Source organism: Bradyrhizobium sp. HKCCYLR20261 (assembly GCF_051168435.1).
In the GTDB taxonomy this organism is placed as follows: domain Bacteria; phylum Pseudomonadota; class Alphaproteobacteria; order Rhizobiales; family Xanthobacteraceae; genus Bradyrhizobium.
In genome coordinates, this window is the sequence record NZ_JBNPUZ010000003.1 from 439626 (window position 1) to 452954 (window position 13329).

At 66.6% G+C, this 13329-nt stretch carries 12 protein-coding genes; 4 read left to right on the top strand and 8 right to left on the bottom strand.

The window, feature by feature from the left end; translation table 11 throughout:
- Positions 1–3: 3 nt before the first annotated feature.
- The 4 genes from ACQR1L_RS09215 to cysS form a co-directional block, all read right to left on the bottom strand.
- Positions 4–381, bottom strand: coding sequence for a VOC family protein (locus tag ACQR1L_RS09215; RefSeq protein ID WP_434857634.1), 378 nt, complete (start codon positions 379–381; stop codon positions 4–6).
- Between the two features lie 117 nt (positions 382–498).
- Positions 499–2097 carry a citramalate synthase gene (cimA, locus tag ACQR1L_RS09220; protein WP_434857635.1) on the bottom strand — a complete coding sequence of 533 codons (1599 nt, stop codon included), beginning with the start codon at positions 2095–2097 and terminating at the stop codon, positions 499–501.
- Entirely contained in the window at positions 2094–2594 is a 501-nt protein-coding gene (locus ACQR1L_RS09225) for a GNAT family N-acetyltransferase (RefSeq protein ID WP_434857636.1), read from the bottom strand. Before ACQR1L_RS09225 ends, cimA begins: the two co-directional genes overlap by 4 nt.
- Positions 2595–2709: 115 nt before the next feature.
- Complete coding sequence (gene cysS / locus ACQR1L_RS09230) at positions 2710–4119, bottom strand: cysteine--tRNA ligase (protein ID WP_434857637.1); 1410 nt, start codon at positions 4117–4119, stop codon at positions 2710–2712.
- Between the two features lie 376 nt (positions 4120–4495).
- On the opposite strand from cysS, the gene ACQR1L_RS09235 reads away from it, so the two are divergent.
- Positions 4496–4804 carry a hypothetical protein gene (locus ACQR1L_RS09235; RefSeq protein WP_434857638.1) on the top strand — a complete coding sequence of 103 codons (309 nt, stop codon included), beginning with the start codon at positions 4496–4498 and terminating at the stop codon, positions 4802–4804.
- A 153-nt stretch (positions 4805–4957) separates the two neighbouring features.
- Entirely contained in the window at positions 4958–6124 is a 1167-nt protein-coding gene (locus ACQR1L_RS09240; RefSeq protein WP_434857639.1) for a DUF2865 domain-containing protein, read from the top strand.
- A gap of 23 nt (positions 6125–6147) precedes the next feature.
- Here the strand turns inward: ACQR1L_RS09240 and ACQR1L_RS09245 are convergent, their stop codons facing one another.
- The 4 genes from ACQR1L_RS09245 to ACQR1L_RS09260 all read right to left on the bottom strand — a co-directional run bounded on the left by ACQR1L_RS09245 (position 6148) and on the right by ACQR1L_RS09260 (position 10858).
- On the bottom strand, positions 6148–7494 hold the full coding sequence (locus tag ACQR1L_RS09245; RefSeq protein WP_434857640.1) for a nitrilase-related carbon-nitrogen hydrolase: 1347 nt from the start codon (positions 7492–7494) through the stop codon (positions 6148–6150).
- Between the two features lie 12 nt (positions 7495–7506).
- Positions 7507–7860 carry a diacylglycerol kinase gene (locus tag ACQR1L_RS09250; protein ID WP_434857641.1) on the bottom strand — a complete coding sequence of 118 codons (354 nt, stop codon included), beginning with the start codon at positions 7858–7860 and terminating at the stop codon, positions 7507–7509.
- Complete coding sequence (locus tag ACQR1L_RS09255) at positions 7860–9248, bottom strand: class II 3-deoxy-7-phosphoheptulonate synthase (RefSeq protein ID WP_434857642.1); 1389 nt, start codon at positions 9246–9248, stop codon at positions 7860–7862. Before ACQR1L_RS09255 ends, ACQR1L_RS09250 begins: the two co-directional genes overlap by 1 nt.
- Before the next feature lie 881 nt (positions 9249–10129).
- Complete coding sequence (locus tag ACQR1L_RS09260) at positions 10130–10858, bottom strand: sulfite exporter TauE/SafE family protein (protein WP_434857643.1); 729 nt, start codon at positions 10856–10858, stop codon at positions 10130–10132.
- Between ACQR1L_RS09260 and ACQR1L_RS09265 the strand changes: the two genes are divergently transcribed.
- Both ACQR1L_RS09265 and ACQR1L_RS09270 read left to right on the top strand, forming a co-directional pair.
- Complete coding sequence (locus ACQR1L_RS09265) at positions 10857–11111, top strand: hypothetical protein (protein ID WP_434857644.1); 255 nt, start codon at positions 10857–10859, stop codon at positions 11109–11111. The genes ACQR1L_RS09260 and ACQR1L_RS09265 overlap by 2 nt on opposite strands.
- Before the next feature lie 369 nt (positions 11112–11480).
- Positions 11481–13193 carry a jacalin-like lectin gene (locus ACQR1L_RS09270; protein WP_434857645.1) on the top strand — a complete coding sequence of 571 codons (1713 nt, stop codon included), beginning with the start codon at positions 11481–11483 and terminating at the stop codon, positions 13191–13193.
- The last annotated feature ends 136 nt before the right edge of the window (positions 13194–13329 follow it).

Below are 13329 nucleotides of genomic sequence, written 5' to 3' on the forward strand. Positions count from 1 at the left end.
CTCCTATTCGCTCGGAAATGTGACGGCCTCGATCCGGTTGCCATCGGGATCGAGCACGAAGGCGGCATAGTAGCGCACGCGATCATGCGGCCGCAGCCCCGGCGCGCCATCGGAGATACCGCCTACGTCAACGGCTGCCGCGTGGAACGCATCGACCTCCGCGGTGGTTCTGGCGCGGAAGCAGAGATGCGAGCCGGTGTCGTGAGGCACCCGGGACATGCTGGCGCGCCAATTGATCCAGAGCTCCGGATAGGTTTTGCCGAAGCCGATGGTCTTGGGCCGCTCGACCAGGCGGCTCATGCCGAGCGGCGCCAACGTGCGCTCGTAGAAGCGCGCGCTGCGGGCGAGGTCGCTGACGCCGACGGAGACGTGGTCGATCATGCGTTGGCTCCCCGCTCTCTCCATTCGTCATTGCGAGGAGCGAAGCGACGAAGCAATCCAGGGTCGCGCATGCCGCCCTGGATTGCTTCGCTTCGCTCGCAATAACGATGCATCACCTCATCCCGCCGCGCCTGACTTCACCAGCTTGTAGAACACCGAATCCATCAGCGCCTGGAACGAGGCGTCGATGATGTTGGGCGACACGCCGACCGTGGTCCAGCGCTCGCCGGTCTCGTCCTCGCTCTCGATCAGCACGCGCGTCACCGCCTCTGTGCCGCCATTGAGGATGCGGACGCGGTAGTCGATCAGCTTGAGGCCGTCGATGAAGCCCTGGTACTTGCCGAGATCCTTGCGCAAGGCGACGTCGAGCGCGTTCACCGGACCATTGCCTTCGGCGGCCGAGATCAGCCGTTCGCCGGCCACGTCGACCTTGACGACGGCGAGCGCCACCGTGACTCGCTCGCCGAGCGCGTTGTAGCGCTGCTCGACATTGACGTCGAACTGCTCGACCCGGAAATACTCCGGCACCGAGCCCAGGGTGCGCCGCGCCAGCAACTCGAACGAGGCGTTCGCGGACTCATAGGCATAGCCCATGGCCTCGCGCTCCTTCAGCTCCTCGACGAGCCGCGTCAGCTTCGGATCGCTCTTGCTGAACGGGATGCCGCCGCGCTCCAGCGCCGCGATCACGTTGGAGCGGCCGGCCTGGTCTGACACCAGCACTTTGCGATGATTGCCGACACTCTCGGGCAGCACATGCTCGTAGGTGTGCGGATCTTTCAGCACGGCCGAGGCATGGATGCCGGTCTTGGTCACGAAGGCGCTCTCGCCGACATAGGGCGCATGCCGGTTCGGCGCGCGGTTCAGCATGTCGTCGAGCGTACGCGACACCTTCATCAGCCCGCCGAGCTGCTGGTCGGAGACGCCGATTTCGAAGCGATCGGAAAACTCGGTCTTCAGCTTCAACGTCGGGATCAGCGAGCACAGATTGGCGTTACCGCAGCGCTCGCCGAGGCCGTTCAAAGTGCCCTGGATCTGGCGAACGCCGGCCCGCACCGCCGCGAGCGAATTCGCCACCGCCTGCTCGGTGTCGTTATGGGCGTGAATGCCGAGGTGATCGCCGGGCACGTGCTTGATCACCTCGCCGACGATCGCCTCGATCTCGTGCGGCATCGTGCCGCCATTGGTGTCGCACAGCACAACCCAGCGCGCGCCGGCCTCATAGGCGGCACGCGCGCAAGCCAGCGCGAACTCCGCGTTTTCCTTGAAGCCGTCGAAGAAATGCTCGCAGTCGAGCATCACCTCGCGCCCCGCGGCCTTGGCCGCCGTGACGCTGTCGCGGATAGAGGCGAGGTTCTCCTCGTTGGTGGTCTCCAGCGCCACGCGCACCTGATAGGCCGAGGATTTGGCGACGAAGCAGATCGCATCCGCCTTCGCATCCAGCAGCGCGGCGACACCGGGATCATTGGAGACCGAGCGCCCCGCGCGCCGGGTCATGCCGAAGGCGGTGAAGCGGGCGTGGCCCAGCTTCGGCCGCGCGGCGAAGAATTCCGTGTCGAGCGGATTGGCGCCGGGATAGCCGCCCTCGACATAGTCGATGCCGAGATCGTCGAGCAGGCGCGCGATGACCTGCTTGTCAGCGAGCGTGAAGTCGACGCCGTTGGTCTGCGCGCCGTCACGCAGGGTCGTGTCGAACAAATAGAGGCGTTCTCTGCTCATGCCTGCGCCTCTGCCCCGAGCGTCTTCTTCATCGTGGTGTTGGCGAGCCACTCGCCATTGATCGAGACGCTGTTGCGCTGCTGCGCGACGTAGCCGCGCTTGCGGAAGAAATCGACCGCGGTGTCGCTGGCATCGACGGAAAGGCCTGTCGTGCCGCGCGCCCCCGCCAGCTTCTCCAGCGCGTCGCACAGCATGGCGCCGACGCCCTGCCCGACCGCGCTCGGATGCACGTAGAGCATATCGATATGGTCATTGCCCTTGAGCGCAGCGAAGCCGACCGGCGAGCCCTGCAAGGTCGCGATCAGAGTCAGCTCCGACGCCAGCTTCTTGCCGAAGCTCGCCTCGTTCTCGGCGGCGGCGGCCCAGGCCTCCTGCTGCTCCTCGCTGTAGTCGTCCGAGGTCAGCTCCTGGATGCTGGCGACGAAGATCGCGGCGAGCAGCGGCGTGTCGGTGGGGAGAAACGGCCGCAGCGCGGCCTTCGGAATTGCCTGTCCCATGTCCGTCACCACATGCCGTAGAGCTTCGTGACCAGCGCCACTGCGCCGGCGATCAGCACCAGCTTCAGTCCGATGTAGTACAGCCAGTGTCTGGGGAATGGCGTGTCGGGCCTGCTCATCGCGCGATCTCCCAGGTCGTCACCGGCTTGCCGTCGGCGCTTTTGCCATCCTTCAGCACCACGCCCATCGCGGCGAGTTCGTCACGGATGCGGTCGGATTCCTTGAAGTCCTTGCGCCCACGCGCCGCAGCGCGCTCGGCAATCAGCCCTTCAACTTTGGCGGCATCGACGCCCTTGGCCTGCTGCTTGCGGGCTTCCCACTGCGCAGCCGTGTCGGACAGGAAACCGGCAAAGCGCAGTGAGCCCGAGAACGCCGCGCGTTCGGCCTCGCCTCCGGCCGCAGCGCGCCCGCGCAACGCATGCAGTTCGGCGATCATCAGCGGCGTGTTGAGATCGTCCAGCAGGGCAGCGATCACCGCGGGGTCCGGCTGCTCGCCCGGTGCGTCGGCCGCTACGCGGTACCAGTCGTCGAGCGTCTTGGCGCTCTCCTCGAGGTTCTTGAGCGTCCAGTCGGCCGGCGAGCGGTAGTGCATCTTGAGCATGTTGAGGCGCAGCACCTCGCCGGGCCAATCCGCGAGCAGGTCACGGATGGTCACGAAGTTGCCGAGACTCTTCGACATCTTGGCGCCCTCGACCTGCACGAATTCGTTGTGCAGCCAGTAGTTCGCCATGACAGACGTGCCGTGGGCGCAGCGCGACTGCGCGATCTCGTTCTCATGATGCGGGAAGATCAGGTCGAGCCCGCCGCCATGGATGTCAAAGACCTCGCCGAGATAGGCGGCGCTCATCGCCGAGCACTCGATGTGCCATCCGGGGCGGCCGCGGCCCCACGGGCTATCCCAGCCCGGCTCGTCGGCCGAGGACTGCTTCCACAGCACGAAGTCGGCCGGGTTCTTCTTGTGCGCGTCAACCGCGACACGCGCGCCGGCGAGCTGCTCGTCGAGCTTGCGGCCCGACAGCGCGCCGTAATCCGGCATCGACGACGTGTCGAACAGCACCTCGCCGCCGGCCTCATAGGCGTGGCCGCGCGCGATCAGTTGCCGGATCAGCGTCACCATGTCCGCCTTGCCGTCGGGGCGCGGCAGCACGAATTCGGTGGCGCGCGGCTCGAAGGTCGGCGGCAGGCTGCCGAGCGCCGCCGCGTCGCTGTGGAACTGGTTCGCGGTCACCTCGGTGACCTTGCGGATCGCCTCGTTCAGCGGCAGCCCGGGAAAGTCGCGCGCGGCGCGCGCATTGATCTTGTCATCGACGTCCGTGATGTTGCGGACGTAGGTGACGTGATCCTTGCCGTAGATGTGCCGCAGCAGCCGGAACAGCACGTCGAAGACGATGACCGGGCGCGCATTGCCGATATGGGCAAAGTCATAGACCGTCGGTCCGCAGACATACATGCGGACATTGTCGGGATCGAGCGGCACGAAGGGGCGCTTCTCCCGCGACGCGGTGTCGTACAAACGCAATTCCATGGTCCGTCCCCGAATGCCCTTGCTCGCGTCTCGCCAAGGCGAGACGTCACGGATGCCCCCTACGCCAGCCGACGGTCCGCAGGCGGACCAGCCACGGCAAATTCACGCCTCCGACCTGCCGGCCGGGCGTCCTGATCATCTCTGTTGAGAAAAGACGGCCTCAGCCAGCGAATCGCTAGCGAATAATCTCGCGGCAAATGCAGCAGATGGCGAGGAAACCGTTCATGGGTTTCACCATGATGCAGCGGGATGTTGCCGTCAAGAGCCGCAAAACGGCCGCTTTCGCCGCCCAAATCCACGCGCCCTGCCTCATGGTTAATCATTGTTAACCTTTTTGGCCTAACCATGGGTTGTCTCCTCCATCGACCGGTGCACCATGCGATTCTCTTCGGCGCTGCTCGCCTGCTCTGTCCTCCTTGCCGTCGCGAGCACCGCTCGCGCGGAGAGCCGCATCTTCATCATCGCCAACGAGTCCGACGGCTATGGCGTCGACCAGTGCCTGGCCAAGGGCGACCGATGCGGCGCCTCGGCGGCGCGCTCCTACTGCCAATCACGCGATTTTGCGCAGGCCTCCTCCTACCGTCGTGTCGACCCCGAGGAAATCACCGGATCGGTGCCGAAAGCGGCTGGAAATTGCGCCCGCGGCGCCTGCAGCGACTATGTCGCGATCACCTGCCAGCGCTGAGGCCCGCGGGAACAGCCGCTTCCGCCTTCCGCCCGCCCCGGAATCGACGTGACGCTGCCCGACAAAGCGGCTATGGGAAGCCCGCCGCTGCCGCGATTTTTCCGAATTCTGTGCTAGCTCCGCGGCAGCACCCATGGACCGGAATACCGCATCTTGATCGCATCCCTGTCTCCGCGCCTGCTGGCCTTCACTGCGCTGCTCGGACTGTCCCTGACCGGCTCGCACGCCCTGGCGCAATCCAGTTCCGATTCTTATGCGCAGATGCCGCCCGGACCGCCTGGTGCACAGGCCGGCGTGAACCCGATCTGCCCCCGGCTCGAGGCGCAGCTCGCCTCGATCGAGCGCGGCGGCGGTGGCGGCGATCCCGGACGCGAGGACCAGATCCGGCGCTATCAGGACGCGGCCGCCAAGCAGCAGGCCGAACTCGATCGCGTCAGCACGCAGGCCAAGCGGATGGGCTGCGACAGCCCCGGCTTCTTCTCGATCTTCAACGGCCGCGCGGCCGAGTGCCAGCCGGTCAACAACCAGCTGCAGCAGATGCGCGCCAATCTCGACCAGATCACCGGCAGCCTGGAGCGGCTGCGCGGCGGCGGTTTCGGCGGTGAGCGCGACAACCAGCGCCGCTCGGTGCTGGCCGCGCTCGGCCAGAACAATTGCGGCCCGCAGTATCAGCAATATGCGAATCGCGGCGGCGGAGGTGGCGGCGGCAACTTCCTGACCAATCTGTTCGGCGGCGGCGGCGAGACCAACCCGGCCGCCTCGCTGCCGCCCCCCAGCGCCGATCTCGCCGCACCGCAGGGCACCTACCGGACCGTCTGCGTGCGCACCTGCGACGGCGCCTATTTCCCGATCTCGTTCGCCACCGTTCCCGGCCGCTTCGCCGATGACGAGCGCGCCTGCAAGGCGCAATGCCCCGCCGCCGAGGCGACCTTGTTCACCTATCGCAATCCCGGCGAGGACATGAACCAGGCGGTCTCGGTCAATGGCCAGTCGTACACTGCCCTGCCGAACGCGTTCAAATATCGCACCGAGTTCAACCCGACCTGCTCCTGCAAGGCGCCGGGTCAGACCTGGGCCGACGCACTGAAGTCGATCGACGAGCGAGCCTCGGCGGCCGAACAGGGCGACATCATCGTCACCGAGGAGAGCGCCAAGCGGATGCAGCAGCGCCAGAGCGGCAAGCCGCCGGCCACCGCTGCCAAGAAGGGCGCCGCTCCTGCCGAGACCGCGGCGCAGACCACGACCGCCGACACCACGACCGGCGCGGGCGGCGACAAGCAGATCCGCACGGTCGGACCGACCTTCATCCCGGCGCGTTGAGCAGTCTCGCCGGGTCATCTGCATCATCCTTCCATCCCGGCGCGGGCGATGAGATCGGGCGAGATCACCTCGCCTGATCGCCCTAGCGCATCCGCGGGTGTCCAGCGATTTCGCAGCGCGGCCAGACGAACCATCTGCGCCGGGGTGATGCCGCCGAGCGCAGCGACGATGCCGCCTCGGCCGGCGATCTCGCCGCTGGCATCAACGGCAAGCGCGCCCGCATGATTCGCCAGCGCCGTCAGCAACGTGCTGCGAACCCGCGCCAGCAGATCACGATGGGCGTCGTCCGGCAGCGGGCCGGGCAGGATCTTTTCGACACCCTCGATGGCCGCCGCAATCGGCACGATCTCGGCGGGGACGCCGAGCCGTGCCGCGGATGCCATCGCCTCGTCCGGCAGCCGCGTGTCCGGCCCGGACAGCAGCACGGCGCGAACCTTGTCGGCGCCGAGGGCATCGACAGCCAGGCCCAGTGACAGCGCGGGCTCGATGCCTGCCGCCAGGCCGAATACCACGCCGTTCAAGCCTGCCTTGCCGACGCGGTCGCGCAGGCGGAGCATGTGAGCGGCGTAGTCCGCCTCGTCGCCCTCGGTCAGCTTGGCGATCGGCCCGCTGCACTGCCAGCCGTCATCTCCCCTGTGCCATGTCAGCGTGGTCACATCCTCGACGAAGCCCGGCAACTGCGCCGCGATCGAGAGATCGGCGTTGAGCGCAAAGGATGCGCCGTCGAACACCTCGCCGTCGTGACCGCCGGTCTGATTGAGCCAGAGCAGCGGCAGGTCGCTTTCGGTGACGCGCGCTACGGCCGCCGACAGCCGACGGTCGCCATCGCCGCGGATGTAACGCGCGGCGGCCGCGACCACGATCAGTTCGGCGCCGGTCTCGGCCAGCGTCTCGACGACGTTCTCGTCTGCAGTCTGCTCGGGCCAGATGTCTTCGCCGATCGCGACGCCGATGCGCATGCCGCGCACGCTGACCGGGCCGGCCGCGGGGCCGCGCGTGAACAGGCGCTGCTGATCACCCGGCAGGTTGGTCTTGAAGCGCGTCGCGGCGATGCGCCCGCCGTCGAGCAGTGCGACGGCGTTGGAGAGCTTGCCGTTCTCGTCCCACGGCGTGCCGATCAGCACCGCCGGCCCGCCATCGGCGGTCTCGCGCGCCAGCGTCTCGATCGCGGCGCGGCTGTCGGCCCGCACACTCGGCATCGCGTCTCGTGTGAGACCACCCGCAATGAACAGCTCAGGCAGCACCACGAGATCGGCGCCATCCGCCGCCGCCCTCGCTCGCGCCTCCCGGGCCTTCGCGACGTTACCCGCGATGTCCCCCACCGTGGGATTGAGCTGGGCCAGCGTGATCCGGAAGATATCAGCGGCCATCGCTCACCCCGTTCACAACCATCCGAGCCGCTCGGCGATCGCGAACAGCCAGAAGCCGCCGGACATCAGCAGCGCGACGCCGACCGCAGCCGAGCCGAGATCCTTGACCTGGCCGATCTTCGGATCATGGTCGGTGGTGAGGCGGTCGGCGAGCTTCTCGATCGCGGTGTTCAAGAGCTCGACCACGAGCACCAGCAGCACGGCGCAGACCAGTTCGACGCTGCGCATCGGCGTCGCGCCGATCACATAGGCGAGCGGCAGCGACAGGATCAGCGCGATCACCTCCTCGCGCACCGCCTGCTCGGAGCGGAGCGCGAAGGCGAGGCCATTGCGCGAGTTGAGCGTCGCGCGCCAGAAGCGCAGCATCAGAAGCCCGCGACCGCCGGCATCGGGGTGGATTTCCCGCCGCGCTGCTGCTTCAGCAGCTCGGCGATCAGGAACGCCATGTCGATCGACTGCTCGGCGTTCAGCCGGGGATCGCACACCGTGTGATAGCGGTCGTTGAGATCCTCGTCCGAGATCGCGCGCGCGCCGCCGATGCATTCGGTAACGTCCTTGCCGGTCATCTCCAGATGGATGCCGCCGGCATGGGTGCCCTCGGCCGCATGCACCGCGAAGAACGCCCGCACTTCCGAGATGATGCGGTCGAACGGCCGGGTCTTGTAGCCCGAATTCGAGGTGATGGTGTTGCCGTGCATCGGATCGCACGACCACACCACCTTGCGCCCTTCCCGCAGCACCGCGCGGATCAGACCCGGCAGGTGATCGCCGACCTTGTCGGCGCCGAAGCGGTTGATCAGTGTCAGCCGTCCCGGCTCGTTGTCGGGATTGAGGATGTCGATCAACTTGATCAGCTCGTCCGGCTTCAGCGACGGCCCGCATTTCAGGCCGATCGGGTTCTTGATGCCGCGGAAATATTCGACATGGCCATGTTCGAGCTGGCGGGTGCGGTCGCCGATCCAGATGAAATGGCCTGACGTGGCGTACCAGTCGCCCGTCGTCGAATCGACGCGGGTGAAGGCCTGCTCGTAGCCGAGCAGCAGCGCCTCGTGGCTGGTGTAGAAGTCGGTGGCGCGCAGCTCGGGATGGCTCTCGAGATCGAGGCCGCAGGCGCGCATGAAGTTGAGCGCCTCCGAGATGCGGTCGGCCAGCTCCTTGTAGCGCCGCGACTGCGGGCTATCCTTGACGAAGCCGAGCATCCACTGGTGCACGCTGCCGAGATTGGCGAAGCCGCCGGTGGCAAACGCGCGCAACAGGTTCAACGTCGCCGCCGACTGCCGGTAGGCGTCGAGCTGGCGCTGCGGGTTGGGGATGCGCGCCTCGGGCGTGAAGGCGGTGTCGTTGACGATGTCGCCGCGATAGCTCGGCAGCTCCACGCCGTTGACCTTCTCGGTCGGCGACGAGCGCGGCTTGGCGAACTGGCCGGCGATGCGGCCGACCTTCACCACCGGCACCGCGCCGGCATAGGTCATGACCACGGCCATCTGCAGCAGCACGCGGAAGAAGTCGCGGATGTTGTTGGCGCCATGCTCGGCGAAGCTCTCGGCGCAGTCGCCGCCCTGCAGCAGGAACGCCTCGCCGGCCGCGACCCGCGCCAGCGATTTCTTCAGGTTGCGCGCCTCGCCGGCGAACACCAGCGGCGGGAAGGTCGACAGCTGCGCCTCGACCTCGGCCAGCGCCTTCTGGTCGGGATAATCAGGCACCTGCTGCACCGGCTTGGACCGCCAGCTCTCCGGGCTCCAGCGCTCCGTCATGGCTCTCTACTCCCTCTCGGCAACCGCACGCCTGTTCCCCCGCCGCGGCGCGCGCCTTATACACAGCCTGCCCGGCAACTGCCATCCGGAATTTAGGTTGTCCGACCAAGCCGTTGCGGCTGCGAGGGATTTCAGGCCTGGCTTGAGACTCCAGATCGAGCTCCCTGCTCTGCCTTCGGTTGCTGCGCTCGGCGCCTCCACACCCACCGCCGTCATCCCGGCGAACGCCGGGATCCATAGCCACCGTCCCATGTCGTGACACGAGGATGGACTTGCGCCAACCAGCGGCTGGTCTGGGACGACAGCGGAGTGTGACGCAAAAGACGGGATCGGCCGACGCGCGTTCTCGATCCCGCGACACGAATGCCCGAGGTCTCATGGAGCGGCTCACCCTCCAACATCGGAGGGCGCAGGGAATGCCGGACGATGGCCTCGCCCATGGCCCGCCTGCGGAAAAAAGTGCAGGCGGCAGGTACCACAGGTTCAGCCGATCATTCCGGCATTCCCTGCGCGACGGTCTTAACGCTTATACGCAGTCTGCCTGGTGCGCCGGGCTTGTTGGCCACCATTGCCCGCGCGGCGCGCAAGCGCCGTCACGAACGTAGCACCAGCATCGGGGTGCCAGCACGCTGCGACTTCACGTCCGCGCCGAGCCGTTCGTCCGCGCACCCTCTCGGACACGCTGCGGCTCAAACGCGGCCATCGCTCCCCGCCTCGCGTGTCGTGACGATCGCGCGCAACGCCCCTTCCGAGTGAGGCGGGATGCATGCAGTAGAGCACAGATTCCGATATTCGTAAAGTGATATTTTTGAATATCCGAACATTGAGCCCTGCGATCAATTTGGCCGCGGTCGCGCGCTGGTCACCTCTCCGGGCATCAATCAGACCACCAGCAGCAGCCCCGACAGCAGCAGAATCCCCAAAATGATCTTCCTGAACAGCGCATCGTTGACCTTGCGGAAGGCGAACACGCCGAGGGCCGTTCCCGCGAGCAGCGCCGGGATGCTCAGGGCGAGGTCGATGACCACCTTGGACGACAGGTCCTGACGCGCCAGCATCATCGTGAGCGAGGCGATCTGCATGACGGCGATGAAGGGCTGAACGAGGCCGCGCTGTTCGGTCTTCGGCAGGCCATGCATCTCGCACCAGATCGTCGGCAAGGCGCCGGGCATCGCTGTGAGGCCGCCGATCAGGCCGCCACCGAAGCCGATGATGGCGGTGCGGCTTCGGCTCATCGGCTGAAGACTGCCCAGCGCCGGCTTGCACAGCATGGTGCCGGCGTAGATCGCGATGGTGAGGCCGAAGATCTGCTGGAACACACGTGTCTCTGCATTGTGCAGCAGCCACAGCGCCAGGGGCACGCCGAGCAGCCCGCCGATGATCAGGACGACGCTCTCCTTCCAGCGGATGCTGGCGCGCAGCGCCCAGAGGTTCGTTGCCTGCACGCCGACGCTGCACGCCATCATCAGCGGCACGGCTTCCAGGGGCTGCAGCATGTGCAGGAGGATGGCGCCGGCGACCGCTGAAAATGCGAACCCTGCAAGACCGGACACGAAGGCGCCGAAGAAAACGGCGGCGCTGAGCAGCAAGAATGATCCGAGCCCGGGCATGACAATTCTCCGGCTGATGAAAATGGAAATGAGTGATCGTCAATCAGTGGTCTGGACCGTCGTAACCGGACTTGCCTCCACGCGGTCGGGCGTGTCCGCCTTTCGCAGAATCGCGATCGCGACGATGTGCAGGATCAGGAAGAATGCGAGAACGACGGCGCCGAGGCATTCCTTCGAAACAAATGGCTTCGAGGTGAATGGCTTCGACGTGACTGGCTGCGATGTGATGGGCGCGAGCCGCGGCGGAACCTGATGGGCATGCATGTCCGGTGTCTCCAGCAAGGTATCGGATTGCTAGCAGCCCAGCGTCCCCTCAGCGTCCCCCGATAGGAGTATGGCGCGGCATTCAATAGGAGCGCCGCCCGACGCCTCGGCCAGCCTCCGCTGCCTCGTTCCGTGTACGACGCAAGTGCGGGTCACGCCCGTGATCGCGCTCACGCGGACGAATGGCCGCCGCCGCACGCTGCGTGACGTCGATCTTCGATGCGGGGCCGTGACAACCTGGGCTGGCACGCGTCCGCACGACACGTGCCACGCAGAACATCCATCGATCCGTCATCACGGCGACACGCGGCAGATGCTATCGCGCCGCCGCTTTCGGACACGATCGAGGGGATCGACAATGAGACTTCACCACATCGCCGGCGCGATCGCAGCCGGCTGCGCCGCTCTGCTGGCCGGCCCGCTGCATGCGGACAGCGGCACCTTCAACACCCTGACCTATAACGTCGCGGAAACGCCGACCGCCTACAACGGCGGCAGCGACGCGCATTCGCGCGTGATCAGCTGCTATCTGCGCCAGTTCGGCATCGTCAACGTGCAGGAGGATTTTCTCTGGCACGCCGCGCTCTACGACACCTGCGACAACCATCCCTATCGCACGCCGACCTCGGGCACGGCCGGAATCGGCGACGGCCTCAACACGCTCAGCACCTATTCGTTCGATGATCTCGACCGCGTGACCTGGACCAAGCGCGCGGATTCCGACGCGCTGACCCCGAAGGGCTTCTCGCTGGTCCGCACGCGGCTGGCCGAGGGCGTCTATCTCGACTTCTACAACCTGCACGCCCAGTCCGGCACGTCCTCCACCGATCTCGCCTATAGCGAGTCCGACGTGGCGCAGATCCTGAGCTATATCGAGGCGAATTCCGCCGGCAATGCCGTCATGGTGATGGGCGACACCAACACGCGCTACACGCGCGCCGGCCAGAACATGTGGGAGTTCCTGCATCACGGTTTCAGCGACGCCTGGGTCGAGACCGTGCGCGGCGGCAGCGTGCCGCCGATCGGCGATCCGCTGGTCTGCGGCGATACGCAGACGGCCCGGCCGGACTGCGAGATCGTCGACAAGGTGCTGTGGCGCAATAACGGCTTTTTGAACCTGCAGGCGTCTGGCTATGTCGACCGCCAGGATGCGCTGGACTCGAACGGCGCGCAGCTCTCCGATCACCACCCCGTCGAGGTCGACTGGAGCTGGGCCACCGCATCGAACCGCAAGCTCAGCGACCAGTTCGGCGGCCCGCACGGCACGAGCTACAACGACGTCTCCGCGCTGCCGGCCAATCCCGTGGTCAGCAAGCTGACCATCCGCACCGGCAACCGGGTCGACGCCGTCGAGCTGACGCTTTCGAACGGCTTTGTCTACAGCCATGGCGGCAGCGGCGGCACGGCTCAGAGCCTGACGCTCGGCGGCGGCGAATATCTCACCTCGGTCAATCTGTGCAGCGACCAGTATCAGGGGCACACGCGCATCTTCCGGATCGCGTTCGGCACCAGCGCGGGCCGTACCCTGTCGGGCGGCACGTCGACGTCGAGCTGCACCAGCTACACCGCCCCGAGCGGCTGGCAGATCACCGGCTTCCACGGCCGCTCCGGCGACGGCATCGACAAGCTCGGCGTCGTCTACGCGCCGGTCTCCACGAGCGCGGCACCATCGCGCCAGCCGGTCCGCATCGTCAACCGCACGTCGGCGCTGTGCATGGATGTCAGCGGCGGCACCATGGCCGACGGCACGGCCGTGATCCAGTGGAACTGCACCGGCACCGCCAACCAGACCTGGAGCTACGACGAGACGACCGGCATGATCCGCAGCATGCAGGACCCGCACTACTGCCTGGACAACAACGGCACCTATGGCGACGGCGCGCAGCTGATCATCTGGACCTGCACCGGCAACAACAACCAGCGCTTCCGCTATGACGCTGCGGCCGGCACGATCGCGCTGCGCAGCTATCCGGTCGAAGTGATGAGCCAGAACGGCACCTCCCTCGGCAATCAGCTGCTGACCGCGACCGCCTCGGCCGCCCGCTCGCAGCAATGGACGTTGACGCCCTGATCCGCGGTCCACGACAGGTGATCCGGACGGCGCCGCCGTCCGGATCACGCACAGCGCCGAGGGGCTGATCATCGCGCTGGCGCCGGATCGGCAGCGCTGCCCTTGCCAATTCATAACCATGAGGTTATGGATATAC